20 protein-coding genes, 1 tRNA gene and 1 pseudogene are annotated in these 25,938 nt (G+C 65.7%); 16 read left to right on the forward strand and 6 right to left on the reverse strand.

All coding sequences use genetic code 11. The features are described 5' to 3' along the window. Positions 1-208 precede the first annotated feature (208 nt). Both ACCQ16_RS09065 and folE2 read left to right on the forward strand, forming a co-directional pair. Positions 209-1,384 carry an N-acetylmuramoyl-L-alanine amidase gene (locus ACCQ16_RS09065; protein ID WP_277572928.1) on the forward strand — a complete coding sequence of 392 codons (1,176 nt, stop codon included), beginning with the start codon at positions 209-211 and terminating at the stop codon, positions 1,382-1,384. 36 nt (positions 1,385-1,420) lie between these two features. Next, the gene (gene folE2, locus ACCQ16_RS09070) at positions 1,421-2,338 is read left to right on the forward strand and encodes a GTP cyclohydrolase FolE2 (protein WP_277572929.1); all 918 of its coding nucleotides are present in this window, start codon (positions 1,421-1,423) and stop codon (positions 2,336-2,338) included. 487 nt (positions 2,339-2,825) lie between these two features. Here the strand turns inward: folE2 and ACCQ16_RS09075 are convergent. Continuing rightward, a tRNA-Glu gene (locus ACCQ16_RS09075) sits at positions 2,826-2,900 on the reverse strand. A 49-nt stretch (positions 2,901-2,949) separates the two neighbouring features. Here ACCQ16_RS09075 and pcnB point away from each other — a divergent pair. The 8 genes from pcnB to ACCQ16_RS09115 all read left to right on the forward strand — a co-directional run bounded on the left by pcnB (position 2,950) and on the right by ACCQ16_RS09115 (position 9,689). After that, positions 2,950-4,317: a polynucleotide adenylyltransferase PcnB gene (gene pcnB / locus ACCQ16_RS09080; protein WP_008571264.1), complete on the forward strand. Its 1,368-nt coding sequence runs from the start codon at positions 2,950-2,952 to the stop codon at positions 4,315-4,317. 3 nt (positions 4,318-4,320) lie between these two features. Beyond that, complete coding sequence (folK, locus tag ACCQ16_RS09085) at positions 4,321-4,806, forward strand: 2-amino-4-hydroxy-6-hydroxymethyldihydropteridine diphosphokinase (protein WP_277572930.1); 486 nt, start codon at positions 4,321-4,323, stop codon at positions 4,804-4,806. 35 nt (positions 4,807-4,841) lie between these two features. Next, positions 4,842-5,657 carry a 3-methyl-2-oxobutanoate hydroxymethyltransferase gene (gene panB / locus ACCQ16_RS09090; protein ID WP_029819238.1) on the forward strand — a complete coding sequence of 272 codons (816 nt, stop codon included), beginning with the start codon at positions 4,842-4,844 and terminating at the stop codon, positions 5,655-5,657. Then, on the forward strand, positions 5,654-6,496 hold the full coding sequence (panC, locus tag ACCQ16_RS09095; protein ID WP_011347142.1) for a pantoate--beta-alanine ligase: 843 nt from the start codon (positions 5,654-5,656) through the stop codon (positions 6,494-6,496). Before panB ends, panC begins: the two co-directional genes overlap by 4 nt. A gap of 175 nt (positions 6,497-6,671) precedes the next feature. Continuing rightward, the gene (panD, locus tag ACCQ16_RS09100) at positions 6,672-7,052 is read left to right on the forward strand and encodes an aspartate 1-decarboxylase (protein WP_008571260.1); all 381 of its coding nucleotides are present in this window, start codon (positions 6,672-6,674) and stop codon (positions 7,050-7,052) included. Next, positions 7,049-8,563, forward strand: a complete 1,515-nt coding sequence (gene pgi / locus ACCQ16_RS09105; RefSeq protein WP_031422349.1) for a glucose-6-phosphate isomerase — start codon at positions 7,049-7,051, stop codon at positions 8,561-8,563. Before panD ends, pgi begins: the two co-directional genes overlap by 4 nt. Before the next feature lie 154 nt (positions 8,564-8,717). Then, on the forward strand, positions 8,718-9,062 hold the full coding sequence (locus ACCQ16_RS09110; protein WP_014090016.1) for a type II toxin-antitoxin system prevent-host-death family antitoxin: 345 nt from the start codon (positions 8,718-8,720) through the stop codon (positions 9,060-9,062). Positions 9,063-9,065: 3 nt separating this feature from the next. Then, positions 9,066-9,689, forward strand: coding sequence for an ATPase (locus ACCQ16_RS09115; RefSeq protein WP_277572931.1), 624 nt, complete (start codon positions 9,066-9,068; stop codon positions 9,687-9,689). Positions 9,690-9,904: 215 nt separating this feature from the next. Here ACCQ16_RS09115 and ACCQ16_RS09120 read toward each other — a convergent pair whose 3' ends face one another. After that, complete coding sequence (locus tag ACCQ16_RS09120) at positions 9,905-11,860, reverse strand: PhoX family protein (RefSeq protein WP_014090018.1); 1,956 nt, start codon at positions 11,858-11,860, stop codon at positions 9,905-9,907. Positions 11,861-12,294: 434 nt separating this feature from the next. Between ACCQ16_RS09120 and ACCQ16_RS09125 the strand changes: the two genes are divergently transcribed. The 3 genes from ACCQ16_RS09125 (at position 12,295) to ACCQ16_RS09135 (ending at position 16,726) form a co-directional block, all read left to right on the forward strand. Continuing rightward, a complete protein-coding gene (locus tag ACCQ16_RS09125) occupies positions 12,295-14,907 on the forward strand; it encodes a glycoside hydrolase family 3 protein (protein WP_039419191.1) in 2,613 nt (870 codons plus the stop codon). A 41-nt stretch (positions 14,908-14,948) separates the two neighbouring features. After that, positions 14,949-15,083, forward strand: coding sequence for a hypothetical protein (locus tag ACCQ16_RS09130; RefSeq protein ID WP_008571254.1), 135 nt, complete (start codon positions 14,949-14,951; stop codon positions 15,081-15,083). Positions 15,084-15,163: 80 nt separating this feature from the next. Then, positions 15,164-16,726, forward strand: a complete 1,563-nt coding sequence (locus ACCQ16_RS09135; RefSeq protein ID WP_136733163.1) for a sodium/sugar symporter — start codon at positions 15,164-15,166, stop codon at positions 16,724-16,726. A gap of 202 nt (positions 16,727-16,928) precedes the next feature. Here the strand turns inward: ACCQ16_RS09135 and ACCQ16_RS09140 are convergent, their stop codons facing one another. Next, positions 16,929-18,785: a putative bifunctional diguanylate cyclase/phosphodiesterase gene (locus tag ACCQ16_RS09140; protein ID WP_277572932.1), complete on the reverse strand. Its 1,857-nt coding sequence runs from the start codon at positions 18,783-18,785 to the stop codon at positions 16,929-16,931. 453 nt (positions 18,786-19,238) lie between these two features. Between ACCQ16_RS09140 and ACCQ16_RS09145 the strand changes: the two genes are divergently transcribed. After that, entirely contained in the window at positions 19,239-20,225 is a 987-nt protein-coding gene (locus ACCQ16_RS09145; protein ID WP_029819244.1) for a cellulase family glycosylhydrolase, read from the forward strand. A gap of 177 nt (positions 20,226-20,402) precedes the next feature. On the opposite strand, the gene ACCQ16_RS09150 is transcribed toward ACCQ16_RS09145, so the two are convergent. Together ACCQ16_RS09150 and ACCQ16_RS09155 are read right to left on the reverse strand one after the other, a co-directional pair. Beyond that, positions 20,403-20,969 (reverse strand): response regulator transcription factor, encoded by a 567-nt coding sequence (locus ACCQ16_RS09150; RefSeq protein ID WP_011347151.1) that lies wholly within the window; start codon positions 20,967-20,969, stop codon positions 20,403-20,405. Further along, positions 20,966-22,192 carry an ATP-binding protein gene (locus ACCQ16_RS09155; protein ID WP_008571249.1) on the reverse strand — a complete coding sequence of 409 codons (1,227 nt, stop codon included), beginning with the start codon at positions 22,190-22,192 and terminating at the stop codon, positions 20,966-20,968. Before ACCQ16_RS09155 ends, ACCQ16_RS09150 begins: the two co-directional genes overlap by 4 nt. Before the next feature lie 323 nt (positions 22,193-22,515). On the opposite strand from ACCQ16_RS09155, the gene ispG reads away from it, so the two are divergent. Together ispG and ACCQ16_RS09165 are read left to right on the forward strand one after the other, a co-directional pair. After that, positions 22,516-23,781 (forward strand): flavodoxin-dependent (E)-4-hydroxy-3-methylbut-2-enyl-diphosphate synthase, encoded by a 1,266-nt coding sequence (gene ispG, locus ACCQ16_RS09160; RefSeq protein ID WP_277572933.1) that lies wholly within the window; start codon positions 22,516-22,518, stop codon positions 23,779-23,781. Further along, entirely contained in the window at positions 23,762-24,493 is a 732-nt protein-coding gene (locus ACCQ16_RS09165; RefSeq protein ID WP_277572934.1) for a phosphatase PAP2 family protein, read from the forward strand. The genes ispG and ACCQ16_RS09165 overlap by 20 nt, the downstream gene beginning before the upstream one ends. Here ACCQ16_RS09165 and ACCQ16_RS09170 read toward each other — a convergent pair. Next, positions 24,490-25,772: pseudogene (locus ACCQ16_RS09170) on the reverse strand (MFS transporter). The gene ACCQ16_RS09165 and the pseudogene ACCQ16_RS09170 sit on opposite strands and share 4 nt — an antisense overlap. Between the last annotated feature and the right edge of the window lie 166 nt (positions 25,773-25,938).

Below are 25,938 nucleotides of genomic sequence, written 5' to 3' on the forward strand. Positions count from 1 at the left end.
CAAGAAGATGAACGCAAGCGCGCAGGATAGGAAGAGCTGACGTTCTTTCGCGGAATTAATGTTACTTTATAACAAATCATCGCCGCCGCGCAGTCTTGCCTCCCGTGTCCTATCTCCCGTTGTGTTGGATGTGTTGTCTGGAATCGCGCCGCAGTCAGTGCTGCGGTCTGCGGTGTCCGGTCGATTGCTCGGGTCTTGAGGTGCGCGCATGAAGCGCCGTCACCTCCTGCAGGGCGCCGCTGCAGTGTTGATGCTTTCGCCGGCGTTGGGGTCTGCACAAGGACTTCCCGTCTTACGGGCATGCAGCATGCGGCAGCAGGGCGAGCTGCTGCGCCTTCGGTTGGAGCTGGGCGCACAGGTTGTCTATCGCAGTTTCCGGTTGACCGATCCGGAGCGGGTGGTCATCGACCTCTCTGGCGTGTCGCCGCAGTCCCCGCGCATCGATGCGATGCCTGCCGGTGCTGCGGTGACCCGCATACGCAGTGCGCCGCATCTGGATGGCCTGCGCATCGTGCTCGACCTGCAGCAGCCATGTTCGACCAACCTGCATTGGGAAGCCGGCGCGCTGGTGCTGGAGCTTGCCGCTATGCCTGGCAGCGTAGTGTTGTCCACGAGCGATGGCGCGGCAGCAGCAACGGCGATGGGGCAGACAGAGCCACCGCAGCCGGCTCATTCACGCCTGCGCCCTTACGTGGTCGCGATCGATGCCGGCCACGGCGGCAAGGATCCGGGGGCGGTCAGTGCCGATGCGCGTTACGAAAAACATGTCGCCATGGCGGTCGCCGGGCGGTTGCATCGACGCCTGGCGTCCGATGCGCGCTACCGGCCGACCATGATCCGCAGCGATGACCGCTTCGTGCCATTGCACGAGCGCGTGTTGATCGCCCATCGCCACAATGCGGACCTGTTCGTCTCCATACATGCCGATGCCGCACCATCGCGCCAAGCGCGGGGCGCCTCGGTGTTTGCGCTGTCGCAGACTGGCGCCAGCTCCGCACTGGCGCGCTGGATCGCCGATAGCGAAAACGCTGCCGACGACATGGGAGACACCGCGCGCCGGCTGCGGGTGCCGAGCAATCCGGTGTTGTCGCAGGTGCTGGCCGATCTGTCGCTGAGCGGCACCATCGCCAGCAGCCTGGCATTCGGCACGTTGATGTTGGAACGCCTGCAGCAGGTGACGCGCCTGCATCAGAACCAGGTGGGGCAGGCCGGTTTTGCGGTGTTGAAGTCGCCGGACATTCCGTCGCTGCTGGTGGAAACCGGCTTCATGAGCAATCGCGACGATTGCAGCCGCCTGTGCAGCGATACGCATCAGGACGAACTCGCGCAGACATTGCATGCGGGAATCGACGACTACTTCGCTGCGTTTCCTGGTCGCGCCTGAGGCGCGGTCGTCACCTTTATCTTCGACGAGATCCCGATGTCCGCTACGCTTCCCGATGTTGCTGTGACCGAACCATCAACGCTGAGCGCGCCCCTGCGATGGGTGGGCATGCAGGACATCGCCATTCCCGTGCAGTTGGAGGCCGGTGGCGGCCAGCTTGCCTCACGCGCCAGCGTGCAGGTCGATCTGCCGCGGGCAGAGCTGAAAGGCATCCACATGTCGCGGTTGTACCGCCTGCTGGATACGCAGCTGCAGCAACCAGTGTCGCCGGCCATGCTCTCGGGGTTATTGCAGGCGCTGATCGACAGTCATGCCGATTGCGCGAGCCGCGCCGCTCGGCTGACGCTGAGCTTCGAACTGATGTTGCGCACGCCGGCATTGCGCAGTGAGGGGCTCAGTGGCTGGCGTGCCTATCCAGTGCACATCGCCGCGCAATGCAGTGCAGGGCGCACCACGATCCAGCTCCAGGTGGAGGTGTTGTACGCCTCTACCTGCCCCTGTTCGGCAGCGTTGTCGCGGCAGCTGCTGAGCGATGCATTCGTGCAGCAACATGCCGGGCGCGATGCGCTGGCGCTGGACGAGGTTGCGCAATGGCTGCAGGACCACGGTTCCTACGCCACGCCGCATAGCCAACGCAGCGTGGCGCAGGTACGCGTTGAGCTGCCCGCCGATGCGCAGCGCTTGGCCATCCGGCAACTGGTCGGTCTGTGCGAGCAGGCGTTGGCGACGCCGGTGCAGGCTGCAGTGCGGCGACCCGACGAACAGGCATTTGCGCGCTTGAATGGCGCAAACCTGATGTATGTCGAAGATGCAGCGCGACGCCTGCGCCAGCAGCTGGCAGAGCACTACGCGGCCTTCCATGTGGCGGTACGCCATCTGGAAAGCCTGCATGCCCACGACGCCGTCGCCGAAACCGACAGCGACGACGCGGTGCTTGGGCCGACGACCATGTGAGCAGACGCGATGCACTGCAAATTCCCAGGGCGGCCGGCACGCATGCTGCACGGGCGAAACACCTCCACTCACGTCACCGCGCAGCGAATGCGTACCGGCGAGCGCGCAGCGATGAGGCCCGTCCTCTGTGTGCTGATGTGGCTGCTCTGAGCTGCGTCCCTGAGATCGACACATCGTCTGACGCTTGCCGTGCGATGCCGCGAATCTGCATGCGTGTTGGCTGGGGCGCGTTGGGGGCCTTGGCCGTATTGCATCCCGACAACGCACTGCCGCATTGCGGATTTTTGAGATGGAATCCGGCGCCGTGGAGGTGGCAACCAACCTCGACCAATCCCGGGCCCCTGCGGTCCTGACCGGGCTAGATGCGAGGCGGAGATGGTCGCGGCCTGCGCGATGGCACGCAGGCCAATGCACATGCAAAGGGCCTGCGCCACAACGCAAAAGCCCCGCATTGCGGGGCTCTGGCGTCTAGCAGTCAGACCGATCGTGGTGCTCCCTAGGGGACTCGAACCCCTGTTTTAGCCTTGAGAGGGCCACGTCCTAACCATTAGACGAAGGGAGCGCTTTTGTCACGTCTTGTGCAGCGCGCTAGTATAGTGAGGTAATAGCCGTTGGGCAATCCTGCAACACAAGACGGAAGCGCCATCATCGAACCCTCAGTTACATCTCCGTTCACGCTGCGCGTCATTCCACGCGACCAGCACACCATCTCGCGCAAGGACATCAGCCCCAACGCGTTGCGCGTGTTGTACCGCCTGCGCGAGTCGGGCTTTGGCGCCTATCTGGTCGGCGGTGCGGTGCGCGACCTGCTGGTCGGCGGCCACCCGAAGGATTTCGACGTGGCCACCGATGCGACGCCGGAAGAGGTCAAGGCGCTGTTCCGCAACTGTCGTCTGATCGGCCGCCGTTTTCGTCTGGCACATGTGGTGTTCGGTCGCGAAATCATCGAAGTGGCCACCTTCCGCGCCAACGTCGACGATGGCAGCGGCGACCGCGAACTCGATAACGGCCGGCTGGTGCGCGACAACGTATACGGCACCATCGAAGACGACGCGATCCGCCGCGACTTCACCTGCAATGCCCTGTATTACGCCATCGAGGATTTCTCGGTGCGCGATTACTGCGGCGGCTTCGAAGACGTGCAGGCGCGCCTGATGAAGTTGATCGGCGACCCCGAGTTGCGCTACCAGGAAGATCCGGTGCGCATGCTGCGCGCGGTGCGCCTGGCGGCCAAGTTGAATTTCGACATCGAAGCCGGCACCGCCGAACCCATTCCGCGTCTGGCCGGGCTGCTGTCCGAAGCTGCGCCTGCGCGGTTGTTCGAAGAAATCCTCAAGCTGTTTCTGTCCGGGCACGGTGTGGCCAGCTTCGAAGGCCTGGAGCGCTATGGCTTGCTCGGCGTGCTGTTTCCCGAAAGCGCGGCGGCATTGAAGTCCAATCGCAGTGGTGCGTTGCGCGCCATGGTGCTGGAAGGCCTGCGCAATACCGATGCACGCGTGGCCAACGACGAGCCAGTGTCGCCGGCCTTCCTGTTTGCATTGCTGCTGTGGCCGGCGTTCTGCCGCACCCTGATGGCTCTGCAGGCGCAAGGCGTGCAACCGGAAGATGCGCAGCGCCGTGCGGCCGATCGCGTCACCTTGCATCAGCTGGAGCGCGTCGCGTTGCCGCGCCGTTTCTCGCTGCCGATGCAGGAAATCTGGTTGCTGCAGACGCGCTTCTCCTCGCGTCAGCGCAAGCGGGTGTTCCGCACCTTGTCGCATCCGCGCTTCCGCGCGGCGTTCGATTTCCTGGTGCTGCGTCAGTTCGCATCGCCCGATCACGCGGCCGATGTGGAGTTCTGGCGCGAGGCGCAGAAGTCGTCCGGCCAGGAGCTGGTGGATGCGATCGAATCGGCGCAGGCCGACCAAGACGGCGATGAGGGCGCACCGCGCAAGCGTCGCCGACGCCGCCGTCGGACCGGCGCGCCCGCAGGCGAGTAGGGCATGCAGACCGCCTTTGTCGGCCTGGGTGCCAACCTGGGCCAGGCCGAGGCCAGCGTGCGCGCGGCCATCGCCGCGCTGGGCGTCGTGCCGCAGACCACGCTGATCGCCGCTTCGCGTTTGTATCGCACGCCAGCCTGGGGCCGCGAAGACCAGCCCGATTTCATCAATGCCGTGGCCCAGCTGCGCACCGATCTTGCGCCGCTGCCGCTGCTGGAGGCCTTGCTCGGCATCGAACAGGCGTTCGGCCGCGAGCGTCGCGCCGGCGAGCGCTGGGGCCCGCGCACGCTGGACCTGGACCTGCTGCTGTACTCCGATCAGGTGATCGACCTGCCGCAGTTGCAGGTGCCGCATCCGCATCTGCACGCGCGCGCCTTCGCCCTGCTGCCGCTGTCGGAGCTGGCGCCGGAGGCGATCATTCCGGGGCATGGAACAGTGCGGCGCGCCCTGCGCGCCATCGATACCTGCGGGCTGGAGCCGATTGGGTAGATAATGGCCGGCTTATCACCCCACGTAATGACTTCATGAGCAGCCACGCCGACAGCAAGCCCTGGACCGTGCCCGCCTTGGCGCAGGCCAAGCGCGAGGGTCGAAAACTGGTCATGTTGACCGCGTACGACGCCGGTTTCGCGCGCACCTTCGACGCCCATGGCGTGGACCTGATCCTGGTCGGCGATTCGCTCGGCATGGTGGTGCAGGGACACGATTCCACCTTGCCGGTGACCACCGCCGACATGGTCTACCACACCGCCGCGGTGGCCCGTGCGCTCGATCGCGCCTTGCTGGTGGCCGACCTGTCGTTCCAAGCCGATGCCACCCCTGAACGTGCATTGGATGCCGCCACCCAGCTGCTGCAGGCCGGCGCGGAAATGGTCAAGATCGAAGGCGCCGGGCACAAGCTGGAAGTCATCCGTTACCTGGTCGAGCGCGAGATCCCGGTCTGTTCGCACCTGGGCCTGACGCCGCAATCGGTGCTGCGGTTTGGCGGCTACAAGGTGCAGGGCCGCGGCGAAGCTGGCGAGCAGCTGCGTCGTGACGCCCAGGCGGTGGTCGATGCCGGTGCGAGCTTGTTGGTGCTGGAATGCGTGCCGACACCGATCGCCACGCAGATCAGCGCCGAGCTTAGCGTTCCCACCATCGGCATCGGTGCCGGCCCCGGCTGCGACGGCCAGGTGCTGGTGATGCACGACATGCTTGGGCTGGACAGTGGCCACCGCCGGCCCAAGTTCGTCAAGGATTTCCTGGCCGAAGGCGGCTCGGTCGCCGGCGCGGTGCGCGCCTATGCGCAGGCCGTGCGCGACGGCAGCTTTCCCGATGCAGAGCACGCGTACGCCGCATGATCCAGACCCTGACCGATCTTTCCGCATTGCGCGCCCTGGTCAATGGCTGGAAGCGCGAGGGCCTGCGCGTGGCGCTGGTGCCCACCATGGGCAACCTGCACGCCGGGCATTATTCGCTGGTGATGCTGGCGCGCCAATACGCCGACCGCGTGGTCTCCAGCGTGTTCGTCAACCCGACCCAGTTCGGCCCGAATGAAGATTTTGCCCGCTACCCGCGCACGCCCGAGGCCGACCTGCGCGGCCTGGAAGATGCCGGCTGCGATGCGCTGTGGCTGCCGGATGTGGACACCATGTACCCGCTCGGCACCGCGCTGGCCACGCCGATCCACGCGCCCGGTGTCAGCGATGTGCTGGAAGGCGAGTGCCGGCCAGGGCATTTCGATGGCGTGTGCACCGTCGTGGCGCGCTTGTTCAACCAGGTGCAGCCGGACGTGGCCGCCTTCGGCAAGAAGGATTACCAGCAGTTGGCGGTGATCCGGCAGATGGTGGCCGACCTGGCGTTTCCGATCGAAATTTTGGGCGGCAGCATCGTGCGCGAGGCCGATGGCCTGGCGATGAGTTCACGCAACCAGTATCTGTCGGCGGAAGATCGCCCGATCTCGGCCACGATCCGCAAGGTGCTGTTGCAGATGCGCGACAGCTATGCCGCCGGCACGCCGCGTGCGCAGGTGGAAGATGCCGCCAGCCAAGCGCTGGAACAGGCCGGTTTCCGGGTCGATTACGCGGTGGTGCGGCTGCCTGACCTCAGCGAGCCGGGCGACAGCTACACCGGCGCGCGCGTGGCCTTGATCGCGGCTCGCCTGGGCAACACGCGTCTGATCGACAATCTGGAATTCTGAGCAGGCCGACGCTGCGATGCGGCGTCTGAGCGGTCCGGAGCGCCAGCGAACGGGGGCGCGCGTTTGTTCGCGCTGCGCGGGCCTGAAGCCCTCACCACCGGCGGCCGCGCGAACCGGTAGGGGCGGGCGCTTTCCGCTAAAATGCCGGCTTTCCTTTTGTCGTTGCCTTCCGTCCATGCATCTGTCCCTGCTGAAAGCCAAGATCCACCGCGCCACCGTCACCCATTCCGAGCTCAACTACGAAGGCTCGATCGCCATCGACGGCCTGCTGCTGGAAGCGACCGGCATCCGCGAATTCGAACAGGTCCATATCTGGGACGTCACCAACGGTGCGCGTTTCAGCACCTATGCCATCCGCGCAGAAGAGGGCAGCGGCATCATGTCGCTCAACGGCGGCGCAGCGCGTCACGTGCAGGTGGGCGATCTGATCATCGTGGCGGCGTTCGCCAGCATGAGCGAAGACGAAGCCAAGACCTTCAAGCCCAATCTGGTATATGTGAACGCGCACAACGCGATCTCCCACACCAACCACAGCATCCCCACGCAGGCCGCATGACACAGACCAACGGATTCGACGCGCTTCACGCCCACGCCCAGCGCCTGCGCGGCGCTGCCATCCCCGCATTGCTTGCCGCCGAGCCGCAGCGGCCCACGCAGTACGCCAGGCAAGTCGGTCCGTTGTATTTCAACTTCGCGCGGCAGAAGTACGACCGCGCCGCGCTCGATGCCTTGTTCGCCATCGCGCGCGAGCGCGATCTGGCCGGCGCGTTCCAGCGCCTGTTCCGTGGCGAGCAGGTCAATGTCACCGAACAACGCGCGGCCTTGCATACCGCATTGCGCGGCGATTTGACCGACGCGCCCGTGGCATCGGAGGCCTACGCCACCGCTGCAGAAGTGCGCCAACGCATGGGTGCGTTGATCCAGCAGCTGGAAGCGACCGAGGTCACCGACATCGTCAGTGTCGGCATCGGTGGCTCGGACCTGGGTCCGCGTCTGGTGGCCGATGCACTGCGTCCGGTGAGTGGGGCGCGGTTCCGCGTGCACTTCGTCTCCAACGTCGACGGTGCGGCGATGCAGCGCACGCTGGCCACGCTGGATCCGGCACGCACCGCCGGCATCCTGATCTCCAAGACCTTCGGCACCCAGGAAACCCTGCTCAACGGCAGCATCCTGCATGCCTGGCTCGGTGGCAGCGAGCGGCTGTACGCAGTCAGCGCCAACCCCGAGCGCGCCGCCAAGGCCTTCGATATCGCACCGGGCCGCGTGCTGCCGATGTGGGATTGGGTGGGCGGGCGCTACTCGCTGTGGTCGGCAGTGGGTTTCCCGATTGCATTGGCCATTGGTTTCGAACGTTTCGAACAACTGCTGGAAGGCGCCGCGCAGTTCGATGCACATGTGCTCAACACGCCCCTAGAAGAAAACGTCGCGGTGCTGCACGGCCTGACCGCAGTGTGGAACCGCAACCTGCTCGGTAGCGCCACGCACGCGGTGATGACCTACGACCAGCGCCTGGCGCTGCTGCCGGCGTACCTGCAGCAGCTGGTAATGGAGAGCCTGGGCAAGCGCGTCAAGCTCGACGGCTCGGCGGTGGACAGCGATACCGTGTCGGTGTGGTGGGGCGGCGCGGGCACCGATGTACAGCACAGCTTCTTCCAGGCGCTGCATCAGGGCACCAGCGTGGTGCCGGCCGATTTCATCGGCACCGTGCACAACGACGACCCGTACGCGGAAAACCATGTCGCGCTGATGGCCAACGTGCTGGCGCAGACCGAGGCGCTGGCCAACGGCCAGGACAGCAGCGACCCGCACCGCAGCTACCCGGGCGGCCGCCCGAGCACGGTGATCCTGCTCGATGCGCTCACCCCGCAGGCGCTGGGCGGGCTGATCTCGATGTACGAGCACAGCGTCTATGTGCAATCGGTGATGTGGGGCATCAATGCGTTCGACCAGTTCGGCGTGGAGCTGGGCAAGCAGCTGGCCAGCCAGTTGCTGCCGGCGCTGAAGGGCGAAGCGGCCGATGTGGCCGACCCGGTGACTCGCGAGCTGCTGAGCAAGTTGCGCGGCTGAGCAGTTGCGCATCGTACAGACAGAGAACGGGGCCTGCGGGCCCCGTCTTGTTTTGGACGACGTGGCCGACTGCGTTGAGGTCAAAATGGACAAATTTCCTAAATTGGGAATTGGAGAGTAGGCTGATCGCCAACACTCCGCCCGGACTGCCCCCATGTCGCGCTTCCAGGATCTGCCCGATCTCGAAAAATCCCCCGCTGCCGACATCAAGGTAAAAGGTTGGCCCAGCCTGATGCGCAAGGTGCGCTCGCACGGGGCGGTGGTGATCACCAACCACAATCATCCCGAAGCGGTGGTGGTGGATGCCGAGGCGTATCGGCGCCTGGTCAATCAGGCGAGTGCGGCGGCCGCAACCTCGGCGCGCGCGCAGTCGCTGCAGGCATTGCAGGCGAAGTTCGACGCGCATCTTGCGGCAGCGACCGAGAGTGCGGGCGTGGCCAGGGCGATCGCCACGCCGGCACGCCGCGGCCGCAAGGTCGCCTTGGGCCCGTCGCTGTAAGCGATGGGCAATCTTCTGGTGCTGGCTGGCGTCAATGGCGCAGGCAAGAGTTCGTTACTGGGTCGTTTTCTGCAAGAGGACGGCGCCACCTGGTTCAACCCGGACGCCTTCACCAGGGACTTGGTGGAGCAGGGCTGGGCGCCTGCAGAGGCGAACGCGCAGGCCTGGCAGGAGGGCGTACGGCGGCTGCGCCAGGCCATGGCCGATAACAGGGATTTCGCCTTCGAAACCACGCTGGGCGCGACGACCATTCCGCGCCTGCTGCGCGAAGCCTGCGCCCAGCACACGGTGGCGGTCTGGTTCTGCGGGTTGGCGACGGTGGAGCTGCACATCGAGCGCGTGGCGGCGCGGGTTGCGGCTGGCGGACATGCCATTCCCGAACACAAGATCCGCGAGCGTTACGATGCCTCGCGGGCCAACCTGATCGCGTTGCTGCCCGATCTGGCCGTGCTGCATGTCTACGACAACAGCGCACCGGCCGATGCCGCGGGTCAGGCATCGCCCATGCTGGTACTGGAACTAGACCGCAGCGGCCTGCAATACCCGCAGACGCCGGACGAATTGGCGCAGGTACCCGATTGGGCCAAGCCCATCGTGATGACGGCGCTGGAGTTACGGCAGTGCTGAGCGGCGCACTCAGGCACGTGCGTCAGATCCGTCTCACCGACGTAGCCAGAGACCCATCGACCGTACCCGTAGGAGCGCACCGGCGCGCGACAGGCACATCGGCAACGCTCCTCGTGCCCGGGCGCGCTCCTACCGGTCTGCGACAGCAGCGGGAATGCCCCGCTGCACGCGTCGGCTGTAGCGTCACTCAGGGCCGTAACTGGAAACGGCAGCGCTTACGCCTTGCTCAACTGCACGGCCACCGGGTCGCCGGTGAGATAACCCACCGCTCCACCGAAGCGGTCCTTGTAGTTGGCGCGGACCAACGGATCCAGCGTGGCCTTGACGGTGTCGTGCAGCGGGCTTTCCCAGTCGCCGGGATGCTGGAAGTTGCTCATCACGTAGGTCCAGCCGTGGATCTCGTCGACGGCGTGCAGGCCGGTCGATTCGGCGCCGGCCGGCACCGACAGCACGCGCGTCAACGTGCCGCTGTCCACGTTGTAGGCCCACAGGAAATTGTTGACGTGCAGGCTGCTGTCTTCGCCGATGAACAAGGTGCGCAGCGATTCGGAGAACTTGAGATTGTCCGGGTTGGCGATCCGTTCGGGGTCGGCCAGGTTGCCTAGTGCGTCGGCCTTGGCCAGGTTGTGGCCGGTGAGGGCAGCCGGGGCGGCCATGTCGATCGGCACCCAATCGCTGTGGATCGGGGCGCCCTGGCTGTCGCGCTGGCCGCCACGCAGGTTCAAGGCGTACACCGCGCCAGCTTCCGGACCCTGCACTTTCACATCGCCCGAGCCGTTGAGCATGCTGGTGACGATGTAGGACATCGCCATGTAGGCGACCTTGTCGCGTGCGTTGACGGTGGTGCCTTCGAGCTTGGTGAAGCCCAGGCTGCCGCCGGCCAGCGCGGCATAGCGATGGGTTTCCAGATACGTGGCAGCCTTCTCCATGCCGGGTTTGATGCGGATCCAGTTGAAGGTGCCGTTGAACGGAATCTTGGTGAACGAGGCATCGCCCGGGTCGCTCAGGTGCACGTCGAGGATGTCGGCGGCGGTAAGGCGGTCGGCCATGGCCTGGATCTCGGCACTGGTGGCGTGGCCGAGCTTGATCCAGCGCAGCGTGGCCGCGCCCGGGCCGATGCCCGAGGTCTGGTGCCACTTGCCGACATACAACGTGCCGGCGGAGAGATCGGCCTTGCGGTCGGCGATGAACATGAAGAGCCCGCCGTTGGTCGCGTCGTCGCCCATCAGCACGGTGCGCTGGTCGGGCATCACCTGCACCAGCTCGTGCGAGATGCGGCCCAGGCAGTAGTGCTTGCGCACGCTGCCGGTGCCGTCCGGGTGCACGGTGATTTCCGGCAGATGGCCGTAGTGGTACGGATTGGCTTTATTCGGGTCGCCGTACAGATGCGTGCTGTAGCTGCGGAACTGGGTGTTGCCGGCCAATGCCGTGGCATCGGGCTCGTATTCTTCGCTGGACAGGTGGGTATTCCACGGCGACAGGCTGGCGCCGCAGGTGGTCCACAGCCCATGGACCGGTGCGGTGTCGACGTTGTGGTACTTCACCAGCGAGAGCTTGCCGGTGGCCGGGTCCTGATCCAGCGTCAACACGGCGATCGGCGCAGGCAGGTGACGGTTGGTGTCGTTGCCGGCCTGGTCGCGGGTGGTGTATTCGAACTGCACCACTGCGAACACGTGGTTGCCCTTGACGCCCGGCACCTTGGCATTGGGCAGGGTCAGTAGCGAGGAGCCGTCCGGGCAATCGGAAAAGAACGGACGTTCGGCACCGGGTTTGGAGCGGTCGATGATCGGGCGATGCTGGATGTCGTAGTACCCGCCAGCCAGCACGGTGCCGCCGTTGCCGTCCGGCACCTGATCGCCGGTGATGAAGAACGGGTGGTAGGCCAGTGCGTAGCGCTGCGTGCTGCCGTCGCTGCGGGTCACGCTGAGTGCCGAACCGACCGTGGTGGTGGCCATTGCCGCCGGGTCGGCCAGGCTCGGCGCCGGCATGCCGTGGAAGGTGGCCGAGACCAGGCGGGTCGGGTTCTCCGATGGCCGCAACGGGCGCGCGGCCCACGCCGCACCGCCAAGCTGTTGCAGGGCGGCAGCGCTGGCGTTGCCGAGCGGCAACAGGGGAACGGCCGCCAGCAATTGCATCAGGCGACGACGGGAGGGGTCGGGGGAGGGGGACATCGAAACTCCAGGCAAAGGCGACGATCGACGATGGCAATGGCGCATCGGCAAGCCGGTCACGCTAGGTCGCTGGTATGACACTTGTTTGACAGCAGGCTCACCCGTTGGCCTGGGTTCGGACACATCGTGGCAAGCGAGCGCTGCCAGGTTCCCTTGACACGCCGATGCTGCGCATTGGTCAGACCGGCGGGTGGTGCGATGCAGCAAAGTGCATCTGCTCGCGCTGTCAGACGCGGCAGCGGATTGGGTGGTTTTGCGCGGTTTCACAGGTGCTGCCGGTATTCCAATGCTATAGCCGCGGCCAATAAGTTGCCCGGTATTCGGCATACGGGCAGCTGTGGTTGACAGGGTAGGGGAATCACGCAAGCGTACGCCGCCTAATGGCCTGCGGCGCAACGCATCGCCGTGGGAGAACCACCCTGGAGAAACGAATCTTGGACAAGCTGCTCCGTCGTACCGCCGCGCCCGTCGCGCGTCGCGCCCTCTGCCTGGCCACCGCTGCGGCGGTGCTGATGCTGGCCGCCTGCCAAGGCAAGGACACTGCTGCCGAAGCGAGCAAGACCGCCCCGGCTGCCGCACCTGCCGAGGCGTCGACCGCCATCCATCCGGACCAGTGGCCGTCGCCGAAGTGGCCGTTCCCGCAGGACGCGGCGCTGGAGCAGCGCATCACCGATGTGATGGCCAAGATGAGCGTGGAAGAGAAGGTCGCCCAGACCATCCAGGGCGATATCGCCAGCATGACCCCGGATGACGTACGCAAGTACCGCATCGGCTCGGTGCTGGCCGGCGGCAATTCCGATCCGGGCGGCAAGTACAACGCCAGCCCGGCCGAATGGTTGAAGCTGGCCGACGCGTTCTATGAGGCGTCGATGGACACTTCCAAGGGTGGCAACGCGATTCCGATCATCTTCGGCATCGATGCGGTGCACGGCCAGAGCAACATCGTCGGCGCCACGCTGTTCCCGCACAACATCGGCCTGGGCGCCACGCGCAACCCGGACCTGATCAAGAAGATCGGCGAAGTCACCGCTGCCGAAACCCGCGTCACCGGCATGGAGTGGACCTTCGCGCCCACCGTGGCCGTGCCGCAGGACGATCGCTGGGGCCGCACCTACGAAGGCTATTCCGAGTCGCCGGACGTGGTGGCCAGCTTTGCCGGCAAGATGGTCGAAGGCGTGCAGGGCGTGCCCGGCACGCCGCAGTTCCTGGACGGCAGCCACGTGATTTCCTCGGTGAAGCATTTCGTCGGCGATGGCGGCACCACCGACGGCAAGGACCAGGGCGACACCAAGGTGTCCGAAGCCACCATGCGCGATATCCACGCTGCCGGTTATCCGCCTGCGATTGCCGCTGGCGCACAGAGCGTGATGGCCTCGTTCAACAGCTTCAACGGCGAAAAGATGCACGGCAACAAGGTCATGCTGACCGACGTGCTCAAGGGCCGGATGAATTTCGGCGGTTTCGTGGTCGGCGACTGGAATGGCCACGGCCAGGTCAAGGGCTGCACCAACCAGAACTGCCCGGCCTCGTTCATTGCCGGTGTCGACATGGCGATGGCCGCCGACAGCTGGAAGGGTATCTACGAAACCGAACTGGCGGCGGTGAAGTCCGGCCAGATTTCGGCCGAGCGTCTGGACGATGCCGTGCGCCGCATCCTGCGTGTGAAGATGCGCCTGGGCCTGTTCGAGGCCGGCAAGCCGTCCAAGCGCCCACTCGGTGGCAAGTACGAATTGCTTGGCGCACCCGAACACCGTGCGATCGCCCGCCAGGCGGTACGTGAGTCGCTGGTGCTGCTGAAGAACCAGGCCGGCATCCTGCCGCTGAATCCGACCAAGCGCGTGCTGGTGGTGGGCGATGGCGCCAACGACATGGGCAAGCAGTCCGGCGGCTGGACCCTGAACTGGCAGGGCACCGGCACCAAGCGCAGCGACTACCCCAACGGCACCACCATCTGGGAAGGCCTGGACAAGCAGATCAAGGCCGCCGGCGGCAGCGCCGAGTTGGCCGTGGACGGCGCCTACAAGACCAAGCCGGACGTGGCCGTGGTGGTATTCGGCGAAAACCCGTACGCCGAATTCCAGGGCGATATCGCCACCTTGCTGTACAAGCCGGGCGACGAAAGCGAACTGGCCCTGATCAAGAAGCTCAAGGCCGACGGCATCCCGGTGGTGGCGGTGTTCCTGAGCGGGCGTCCGCTGTGGATGAACCAGTACATCAACGCCTCCGATGCGTTCGTCGCTGCCTGGTTGCCGGGTTCCGAAGGCGAGGGCATTGCCGACGTGCTGCTGCGCAAGGCCGATGGCTCGGTGCAGAACGACTTCAAGGGCAAGCTCAGCTTCTCCTGGCCCAAGACCGCGGTGCAGTTCGCCAACAACGTCGGCCAGAAGGACTACGACCCGCAGTTCAAGTTCGGCTTTGGCCTGACCTATGCCGACAAGGGCGACCTGGCGGCGTTGCCGGAAGAGTCGGGCGTGTCCGGCGAGCAGTCGGTAGGCGGGATGTACTTCGTGCGCGGCAAGCCGGCACTGGGTATCGCGATGCAGCTGTCCAACGCCGGCCAGGCCAACATGCCGGCAACCACGCTGCCGGTGGGCCTGTCCGATGGCAGCCTGAAGATGAGCGCAGTCGATCACAAGGCGCAGGAAGATGCGCGCCGCCTGGTGTGGTCCGGCAGCACCGCCTCCAGCGTGTTGCTGGTGTCCGCCAAGCCGGTGGACGTCTCGCGTGAGAGCAACGGCGATGTGCAGTTGCAGCTGACCCTGCGCCGCGACAGCGCCGTGACCGCGTCGGTGTGGCTGGGCGTGGGCTGTGGCGACAAGTGCGGTGGTCGCGTGGATGTGCGCAAGACCCTGGCCGCGCTGCCGCAAGGCCAGTGGAAAGTCGTCGGCGTGCCGCTCAAGTGCTTTGCAGTGGCCGGTGCGGATGTGAGTAAGCTGACCCAGGTCGCCAGCATCGAAAGCGCCGCCGCGCTGGACCTGTCGGTGTCCAAGGTGGCGCTGGGCGCGCTCAACGAAGCCGAAGTTACCGTCGACTGCCCGGTCAAGTAAGCAGCATTCCCGCAGGCGTAGTCGCGCCTGCGGGGGATCGGATGAAACAGGCGCGTCGCCAGTGCTGGCGGCGCGGTATAGCGGCCACCCTGATCGGTGGTGTCATCAGCCGCCGCGGGACGCGCGCGTCGATCGGCCGGGATGGCCTGCAGCTGCGGTTCGCCGCGCTGCCGTGACGCACGCCGTGCGTTGCGGCGGCATTCTGCAGGCCTGTCTGGCGTTCGATGCACATCCCAGAGCCAGACAGGAGAGTGCAGTGGGTTTGGCGACGTTGGATATCGTGATCGTGCTGGTCTACCTGACCGGCATCTTCGTGCTTGCGCAGTGGGTCTCGCGCGAGAAGGCAGGCCACAGCAAGAGCGCCGAGGATTACTTCCTGGCCAGCAAGTCGCTGCCGTGGTGGGCGATCGGCGCCTCGCTGATTGCGGCGAACATTTCGGCCGAACAGATCATCGGCATGGCCGGTTCCGGCTATGCGATCGGCCTGGCGATCGCCTCCTACGAATGGATGGCGGCGCTGACGCTGCTGATCGTCGGCAAGTTCTTCCTGCCGATCTTCCTGCGCAATGGCATCTACACCATGCCGCAGTTTCTGGAGCAGCGTTACGGCAAGTGGATCCGCACGCTGATGGCGGTGTTCTGGCTGCTGCTGTACGTGTTCGTCAATCTCACCTCGATCCTGTGGCTGGGATCGATCGCGGTCAGCCAGGTCACCGGTATGGACCAGACCCTGGCGCTGGCACTGATCGGCGTGTTTGCGCTGGTCTACCAGCTCTACGGCGGGCTGAAGGCGGTGGCGCTGACCGACATCGTGCAGGTCACCCTGCTGGTGCTGGGCGGGCTGCTGGTGGCCGGGTTGACCCTGGCGCGGATCGGCGACGGTGCCGGCGTGCTGGCCGGCTTCCAGCACCTGTGGAGCGCGCACCCGGAGCACTTCCACATGATCCTGACCAAGGACAACCCGTTCTACAAGGATCTGCCGGGCCTGAGCGTGCTGCTTGGCGGGCTGTGGGTGATGAACATCAGTTACTGGGGTTTCAACCAGTACATCATCCAGCGCGCGCTGGCGGCCAAGAACATCGGCGAGGCGCAGAAGGGCATGGTGTTTGCCGCGTTCCTGAAGCTGCTGATGCCGTTGGTGATCGTGGTGCCGGGCATTGCCGCGGTGGTGCTGGCGCCGGATCTGGCCAAGCCCGATCAGGCCTACCCGACCATGATGCAGCTGTTGCCGACCGGCATCCTGGGCCTGGTGTTTGCCGCGTTGGTTGCGGCGATCGTGGCCTCGCTGGCCTCGAAGATCAATTCGGTGGCGACGATCTTCACCCTGGATTTCTACGCCAAGTTCCGCCCGCAGACCGGGCAGAAACAGCTGGTGCGCGTAGGCCGTATCGTGGCCGCGCTGTCGGTGCTGATCGGCATCCTCACCGCGCGGCCGTTGCTGGGCAACTTCGATCAGGGCTTCCAGTTCATCCAGGAATTTACCGGCTTCTTCACTCCCGGCGTGGTGGTGATCTTCATGCTCGGCCTGTTCTGGAAGCGCGCCAACGAAGCCGGCGCACTCACCGCGGCGATCGGCTCGGTGGTGCTGTCGTTCGCGCTCAAGTTCGCCTGGCCCGAACTGCCGTTCATGGACCGCATCGGCGTGGTGTTCGTGGCCGCGCTGGTGTTGGCGGTGGTGGTGTCGCTGCTGACGCCGGCCACCCAGGCACGCGATCTGATCCGTACCAACGACGTTGCCTACGGCACCACGCTGAGCTTCAAGATCGGCGCGGCGGGCGTGATCGCAATTCTGATCGTGCTGTACACCGTGTTCTGGTAAGCAGTTGATGTCTTGAAGCGCAGCGCGGCGCGGCACCTCGGTGTCGCGCCGCGCTGCGTTGACAGCCTGCCGTTTCGGCGGCGCGAGCCCTCGTCAAGCGCGTTTGGATGGCCCGCAGCAGCCACTGCGCCCGCGTGGCAGATGCCACTCAAGTACCGCCTGCGCCGCCGAGTGGTGGACGCGGTTGGTGTGCTGGCTGCGCTTAGACGCGTGCCGCGGCCAAGCTGGCGGCAAGCAGGTTGACCGGCGCGGCATGTTGCTCGTGCCACGGCGTTTCCAGCCAGGTTTCCAGCGCGGCGGCCGGCATCGGTTTGGCGATCCAGTAGCCCTGGCCTTCGTCGCAGCCCCAGGCGCGCAATTGCGCGTACGCTTCCGCCGATTCGATGCCTTCGGCCACCACGCGCTGGCCCAGACTGTGGCCAAGCTGGATCATCGCCGGCACCAGGGTGCGGTCGGTGCGGCTGTCCGGCAGCGAACGGATGAAGGATTGATCGATCTTCAACGAACTGGCCGGCAGCTGCTTGAGATAGCTGAAATTGCTGTAGCCGGTGCCGAAGTCGTCGATGGCGATATGCACGCCCAGCGCTGCAATGGCGGCCAGTTGTTCGGCCAGGTGGTCGGGGTGGCGAATCATCGCGCTTTCGGTGAATTCGATTTCCAGCCGGCGCGGGTCCAGCTTGTGACGATCCAGGCCGCGCCGCAGCAGGCCGGCAAAGCCGGGGCGATCCAGATCGGCGGCCGACACGTTCAGGGCCAGGTTGAAGTCCAGGCCTTGCTGCTGCCAGCGCGCTGCCTGCGCGATGGCGTTGTCGATGACCCAGGCGGTAATGCGGTTGATCAGCGCGGTTTTCTCGGCCATCGGAATGAAATCCGACGGCACCACCGGGCCGATCATCGGGTGCTGCCAGCGCAGCAAGGCTTCCACGCCGACGCAGCGGTGGTCGTGCAGATCCACGCGCGGTTGAAAATGCAGGCGCAGCTGGCTGGCGCTGTCCAGGGCCGCGGGCAGGGCGGCGAGCAGGCGGAAGGTATTGCGCTGGGCAACATCGTGCTTGCGTTCGTACAGGCTCCACGGCAGGCAGCGCTCGCGCGCAATATCCACCGAGGTGGTCAGCGAGCGGATGGTATCGGCGGCGCCGTAGCTGGACTGCAGCGAGACCGCGCCGATCGAAGCCACCGCGGTGTGCGGGATGCCCTGATGTTCCAAGGGCTCGGTGAACGCCTTGGCGACCTTGGTGCATAGCGTGGCCAGACGCTGGCCTTCCGCCTGCGCCAGGAAGCCGAAGGTCGTCGGGTCCAACCGATACAACAGGGTGCCGCCGGGCAGATAGGCGGCAAGGCGACGCTGTGCCAGGGCGACGTAGCCGTCTGCGTATTCCCAGCCCAGCGCCTTAACCATATCGCGGAAATAATCGCTGCCGCAGACATCGATGGCCACCGCCGTGGTGGCCGGTGCAGTGTCGCGTTGCGACAGCCAGGTATCCAGGTCTTCGCTAAAGCGCGCGCGGTTGGGCAGCCCGGTCGGACCATCGCGGTAGGTGGTACTGCGCAGGTTTTCCACGCGCAGCACGGCCAGGTCGCGCAGGCCTTCCAGTTGCGTGATTGCCGCTGCATCTAGTTCCTCGCGCGGGCTGGTGCCGATCACGCACAAGGTGCCGATGCTATGCCCATCGCGCAGCTTCAGCGGTGCGCCGGCATAGAAGCGAATGAACGGCGGCCCTAGCACCAGCGGGTTGTCGCAAAAGCGCGGATCCAGCCGCGCATCCGGCACCACCATCACTTCGTCCGAGCGGATCGCATGCGCGCAAAATGCCTGACTCCGCGGCGTTTCGCGCGCTTCCAGGCCAATGCGTGCCTTGAACCACTGGCGGTGCTCGTCCACCAGCGATACCAACGCAATTTCCGCGTCCAGGCTGCGCGCGGCCATGGCGGCCACGGTGTCGAACACCGGGTCTGGCGGCGAATCCAGCAGGCACAGGCCGCGCAGCACTTCGAGCCGGGTGGACTCGTCGAGCGTGGGCGGAAGAAGAGACGCGACAGAGGCAGGCAGGGAAGGCATGCGCTCGTATCGGCCTGAAGCGTGATCCCTTGATTGGCGTTGATTGGCGCCGTTCAGTTGCAGCACGCGGCCCAGGCCGCGTTGGGACGCTTGAACAGTGCCGTGTCCGCGCCAGACGCGCGTCGCACGCGATTCCAAGGCCAGCTGCGCGGCGCTGTCGCAGGCCGTGCGCCGTCTGCCGGGGCTGGAATGCGTGCCAACACCCACGCGCAAGGCGCATGTGTGGTCCGGTGGCAGCGCCTAAATATCCCGCGCGCGCTGCCGATCACCTTTTGACCGCAGCGGTGCCGACGCAACGCAACCATCTGCATCGCGCATGCAACCAATGCTCTTTCGCCGATGTCTGCTTTTGTGATGTGCATTCGCCTTATGCGTGTCACGAATTGACACAGTCTTCACTCGCGCTGTGAGTTTCGCCATCGCGGCTCTTGTCATTTCTATTTTGGAATCATCGTGAATTCATTGCTGTCTTTTGCACAACGCACGCTCCTCGTCGTCGCCGGTCTGGCGCTGTCGTCTGCCGCCCATGCAGGGCTTACGGTGTCCGGTACGCAGTTGCGCGAGTCCAATGGCAACGCATTGGTGCTGCGCGGCGTCAACCTTCCGCATGCCTGGTATGCGGGCCGCACCGATGCGGCTTTGGCAGCCATCGCGGCCACCGGCGCCAACAGCGTGCGCGTCGTGCTCAGTTCCGGCTACCGCTGGACGCGCACACCGGAGGCCGATGTGGTCCGCATCATCGCGCGCTGCAAGAGCCTGGGCTTGATCGCCGTGCTGGAGGTCCACGACACCACCGGCTACGGCGAAGACACCGCCGCTGCGAATCTGGTCAATGCGACCAATTACTGGGTCGGCATCCGCAAGGCGCTGATCGGCAACGAAGACCATGTGGTCATCAATATCGCCAACGAACCGTTCGGCAACAGCCTGACTGCCAGCGAATGGGTCAACGGCCATGCCACCGCCATCGCCACCTTGCGCAAGAATGGATTGACCCACGCCTTGATGGTGGATGCGCCCAACTGGGGCCAGGACTGGCAGTTCTACATGCGCGACAACGCCGCTGTGCTGCTGGCCCGCGACAGCCGCCGCAACCTGATGTTCAGCGTGCACATGTACGAAGTGTTCGGCAGCGATGCCACGATCAACAATTACTTGCGTGCCTTCAACGATAAAAAGCTGGCGCTGGTGATCGGCGAATTCGGTGGCGACCATCGCGGTGCACATGTGGACGAAGCGGCGATCATGCGCCGCGCGCGCGACTACAACGTTGGCTACATGGGCTGGTCATGGTCGGGCAACGACAGCAGCACGAAGTCGCTGGATATCGCGATCGGCTGGAATGCGGCACAACTGAGCACCTGGGGGCGCAACTTGATCCTGGGCGCCGACGGCATCACAGCAACCTCGCGTCGGGCAAGCGTGTTCGGCCCGTTGTGAGATGAAGTCCTGCAGTCGGCCGCGGTAGTTTTTCGGCACGCACAAGGGCACTGCAACGCGGTCTGCGCGCCGCTACAGGGCCGGCGCACGGGCGCGGAACGCGCTTGCAGGTGCGTCCTTGTCAGCCTCCCCACCCAGCGTCCATGCCGCGTGGGGTTCGGCGACAGGGCGGAACGGCTAGCGTAACGGCCCGGGGCTCGGGCGCTTGGTCAGCTTGCGCTGCAGCGATCGGCGATGCATGCCGAGCAGCCGCGCGGCCGCCGACACGTTGCCGCCGGTTTCGTGCAGCGCCTGCTGGATGTGCTCCCACTGCAAGCGGCTGAGCGGCGTCATCATTTCCTGCGCGCTTTCTTCTTCGTCCGGCTCTGGCAACTCGTCATCCTCTTCGCCCAGCGCGCGCATGATGGTGGGAATATTGGCCGGCTTGGGCAGGTAGTCATCGGCGCCGAGTTTGATCGCCTCCACCGCCGTGGCGATGCTGGCGTACCCTGTGACCAGCAGGATGCGCATGTCGGTGCGGATCTCGCGCAGCGGCTGGATCAGGCTCAAGCCGGAATCGTGGCCGAGCTTGAGATCGATCAATGCAAAATCCGGCATCGCGCTGCGTGCCGTGGACAACGCACTGGCCGCATCGGTGGCGGTAAGCGTTTCTACGCCGCGGCGTGCAAGGCTGCGTTGCAGCGTGCGCAGGTACAAGGTGTCGTCGTCGACCAGCAGACCGGTACGGATCGGGGGACTTGTCATGCGAGTGCCTCGTGGTCGGAGAGGGGCAGACGGAAACCGACGCGCGCGCCGCTGCCTTCGGCGGGCAGCATCCACAACTCGCCCTGCAGGCGTTCGACAGTGGCATGCGAGAGCGCCAGTCCCACGCCCATGCCGTCGTGCTTGCCGCTATTGAACAGCGTCCCAGGCAGCATCGCTTGCGCGGTGTCGAAGCCGGGTCCGTAGTCGCGTACTTCGCCGCTGAGATGGTCGTGTTCCACCCGCAGCGTCAGATCGATCTGCGGGCGCCCGACACGTTCGCCGGCATCGGCGGCGTTGTTGAGCAACACCATCAGCAGGTGGCTGACGCCGGGCTGCAGCATCAGGCGCATGGGCGCGTCCTCGTTGCGGCGCAGTTCGATGGTGGGGCGCACCAGGCGCCATTGTTCCAGCACCTCTTTCACGGCCACCTCGCGGCTCAGATGGCCGTTGTCGGCAGGTGCCGCCAAGGCCAGGACGCGTTCGTGGCACTGCACCAGCAGCTCGCGCAAGGTGTCCAGGTCTTCGCGCAATTCGCCTTGCTCGCACTGGTCGGCGATGTCGTCCACCAGCAGGGTCATGGTGGCCAGCGGCGTGTTCAATTCGTGCGCCACCGACGCCGCGTGCGTGGCCAGCGCCACGATGCCTTCGTTGCGCGCAAAGCGCTCACGCAAAGTGGAGATCTCGCGTTCGCGCTCGCGCATCGAAAAAGCCAGCCGTGTCGCGAACGCCAGCACCACCACGGTGGACAGCAGGAAGTTGGCCGCCATGCCCCACATGTGCAGGCTGAGCGGGTCGAAGCCACCGTAGGGCAGCGGCAGCCCGAACGCTGCGCTGATCACATAGCCGGCCACGCACGATGCCGCCACCGCCATCGCCCAGCTCAGCGGCAGCGCCAACGCGGCCAGCGCAATCAGCACCAGGAACAACGAACCGAACGGGTTGGCGATGCCGCCGCTCCAGCCCACCATCCAGGTCAGGACCGTCACGTCGACCAGGATGTGGCCGAACTCGGTGGCCGGGCTCACCGCGCCGCGGTGCGCCACCCGCAGCTGCGCATACAGGTTGAAGACCGCCAACGCGGCTACGCCGGCCCACAGGGGTTGCTGCGGCAGGTTCAGGCCCATCAGCCCGGTGGCGACCAGAATGGTGGCGGCCTGGCCGGCGGTGGCCAGCCAGCGCAGGCTGCAGAGGGTCCGCAGGAAGGAAGCGTCGGAGCTGTTCATCACGGCAATGCTATGCGCTTGGGAAGATGGTGGCCTGCGACAAACCGTCGCATCGGCCTGGAGCGTGTGATGCACGTTGAGATGAGATGCGTTGGCCGCCCGCTGCGTGCCGCTGGCGGCCAAGCCTCCGGGAAGCGTCCTGTGGCGCGCCGATACCGCGTTGCGCGCCTTGCCCAGGCGGCCATCCTGGGCCGCAGCGCACGCCCTGTCTCGACGCGCCACCGGACGCTTCGCACTCACCTCAACGTACATCACACGCTCTAGAGATCGGTGCGCCTCTCGCTTCAGCTGTGAGCGCACGGCGGACAGGCTAAAATAGCGCGATGCATGACGCCGTGACCCGCCCAACCCCTCCCGCCGACGCCACCGCCTGGCCGCGTCGCATCACCCAGGCCGTCAAGATCGGCAGCGTGACCGTGGGCGGGGGCCATCCGGTCGTCGTCCAGTCGATGACCAACACCGACACCGCCGACATCGCCGGCAGCGTCAAGCAGGTCGCCGATCTGTGGCGCGCCGGCTCGGAAATGGTGCGCCTGACCGTCAACAATGCCGAGTCCGCTGCCGCCATTCCGCGCATCGTCGACAAGCTGCGCATGATGGGCATCGAAGTGCCCTTGATCGGCGACTTCCATTACAACGGCCATCAACTGCTCGCTGCCGAGCCGGCCTGTGCCGAGGCGCTGGCCAAGTACCGCATCAATCCGGGCAATGTCGGGTTCGGCAAGAAGAAGGATCTGCAGTTCGGTCAGTTGATCGAGTTCGCCATCAAGTACGGCAAGCCGGTGCGCATTGGTGCCAACTGGGGCTCGCTGGACCAGTCGCTGACAGCGCAGCTGATGGACGAAAATTCGCAACGCGACACCCCGTGGGACGCCGGCCGGGTGCTGCGCGAGGCGCTGATCCGCTCGGCGGTGGATTCGGCCGAGCGTGCGGTGGAGCTGGGCCTGCCGCGCGAGCGCATCATCCTGTCGGCCAAGGTGTCCGGCGTGCAGGAGCTGATCGCGGTGTACCGCGACATGGCCAGCCGCTGCGATTTCGCGCTGCATCTTGGCCTGACCGAGGCCGGTATCGGCAGCAAGGGCATCGTGGCCTCGGCGGCGGCACTGAGCGTGCTGCTGCAGGAAGGCATCGGGGACACCATCCGCATCTCGCTGACGCCCGAGCCTGGCCAGTCGCGCACCCAGGAAGTGATCGTCGCGCAGGAACTGCTGCAGACCACCGGCCAGCGTGCGTTTACCCCGATGGTTACCGCCTGCCCGGGTTGCGGCCGCACCACCTCCGAGTTCTTCCAGGAGCTGGCCGGCGTGGTGCAGAACCATGTGCGCGCCAAGATGCCGGAATGGAAGATCACCAACCCCGGCGCCGAAAACATGACCCTGGCGGTGATGGGCTGCGTGGTCAACGGGCCGGGCGAATCGCGCCACGCCAATATCGGGATTTCGCTGCCGGGTACGGGCGAGGCACCATCGGCACCGGTGTTCATCGATGGCGAAAAGAGCGTCACCTTGCGCGGCGAAAACATCGCCTACGAATTCATTGAATTGATCGATCAATACGTCGAACGTACCTATGTCCGCCGCGCCGGCTGAATCGCCGGCCGGGTTCAAGGGATGGTTGCGTAGCAATGCGTGGCGCATGGCGTTGCTGTTTGCCGGGGTGCTGCTGCCGCTCGGGCTGTTCGTGGACCTGGCCGATGAAGTCCACGCGCTGGAAAATGTCTACTTCGACGAGCCGCTGCTGTGGAGCATGCGCAGCATCGCCACGCCCGGCCTGGATGCGTTCTTTGGTGCGATCTCCAAGGCGGGCTACCAGTACGGCGTGATTCCGGCCGATATCGCCATCGTGCTGGTGTTGCTGGTCTTGCAGCGTTGGCGCGAGGGCACGTTTGCCGCGCTGGGATTCAGCGGCTCGGCGCTGTTGAACATGGGCGCCAAGCAGTTTTTCCAGCGCGACCGCCCCAGCTTGTGGGAATCGATCGCGCCGGAGAGCACGTTCAGTTTTCCCAGCGGCCACGCGATGGGCTCGATGACATTGGCAGCGGTGGTCATCGCGCTGGCCTGGAACACGCGCTGGCGCTGGCCGGTGACCATTGTCGCCAGCGTGTTCGCGCTGCTGGTGGGCATCTCGCGCATCTACCTGGGCGTGCATTACCCGTCCGACATCCTGGGCGGCTGGTCGGCCGCGCTGGTATGGGTGGTCGGGCTGTATCTGGTGATGTTCCGCGGCGCGCGGCGGCCGCATTGGCGCACGCCGGCTGGAGCGGTGGCGGAGCAGCCCGGGCGCGTGCCGTTTGCCGATTAACCGCGGCCGATCCGCTCCCGTTGCGATAACCGGGCGCCAACCATGGCGCCGATGGAAGCCAGCAAGATGACGTAGTACGCCGGCCCCATCGGGTGCTGCTTGAGCAGCATCACCACCAGCAGCGGAGTCAGGCCGCCGAATACGGCATAGCCCAGGTTGTAGGCGAACGACACGCCGGACAGCCGAACCACCGGTGGAAACGCCTCGACCATCACGCGCGGAATTGCACCCAGCACGCCCAGCGCAGCGCCGAGCAGGGCATAGAGCGGAAACAGCAGGCGCGGGTCGCCCGCAAAGCGGTAGAACAGCCATGCGCTGATACCCAGAAGCACGCTGCCGGCCAGCAGCACACGCCCGTTGCCCCAACGGTCCGAGAGTGCCCCGGCCACCACCGAGCCGATCGCCTGCAGCAGCACTGCCAGAAGATTGGCCTGCAATGCCACCGGTGCCGGATAGCCGTACGCACTCTGCAGCAGCGTGGGTGTCATCAGCGACACCACCAGCACTGCAGCGGCGATCACCCAGGTCAGCCAGAGCGACATTGCCAGACTGCGCGGGTGATCGCGCAGCACCACCTTCAGTGGCGTCTCGCGCGCCAACGCGCGCATGGCGACCAGTTCGGCGAACACCGGCGTTTCATGCAGCCATCGCCGCAGGTACACCGACAGCAGGCCGAAGATGCCGCCGGCCAAAAACGGCAGGCGCCAGGCGTACTCGGCGATTTCCTCCGGAGAAAACGCACGATTCAGTGCGCCGGCACTCAGCGAACCAAGCAGCACGCCGGCAGCCAGGCCAGCGGTCAAGGTGCCGCAGGCCAGCCCTGTGCGCCGCGCGGGGACGTGCTCTGCCACGAACACCCACGCACTGGGCACTTCGCCACCGATGGCTGCGCCCTGCAGCAGGCGCATCGTCAACAGCAGCAGCGGCGCGGCCAGGCCGATCTGCGCGTAGGTCGGCAGCACGCCGATGGCCAGTGTGGGCAGCGCCATCAATCCGATGCTCAGCGCGAACATGCGCTTGCGACCAAGCAGATCGCCAAAATGCGCCATCACAATGCCGCCCAACGGCCGGATCAGGTAGCCGGCCGCAAAGATGCCGAATGTCTGCAGTTGCCGCGTCCACTCCGGAATGCCGGGCGGAAAGAACAGTCGCCCAGCACCTTCGCGAAAAAAATGAAGATGATGAAGTCGTAGAACTCCAGCGCGCCGCCCAGCGCGGACAAGCCCAGGGTTCTGTAATCGCTGCGGGTGAGCTGCGTCGGTGGGGCATGGGTGGTCATGCAGTCGCATCCTGTCGCGGGTGGCGCGCATTGCCATTGAAGCCTGCTGATGCGCCGAGCAGGCAATGCTAGCTGCCGGGCGGGGCCGTCGCTACGCCGTTTCGCCAATCAATTGCCGATGGCACCCATCAGGCCTGGCGCAAACACGCCTGCGGGCTTCGGTTAC

Origin of the sequence: Xanthomonas sp. NCPPB 1062 (genome assembly GCF_041481705.2) — a bacterium.
Lineage (GTDB): Bacteria > Pseudomonadota > Gammaproteobacteria > Xanthomonadales > Xanthomonadaceae > Xanthomonas > Xanthomonas euvesicatoria.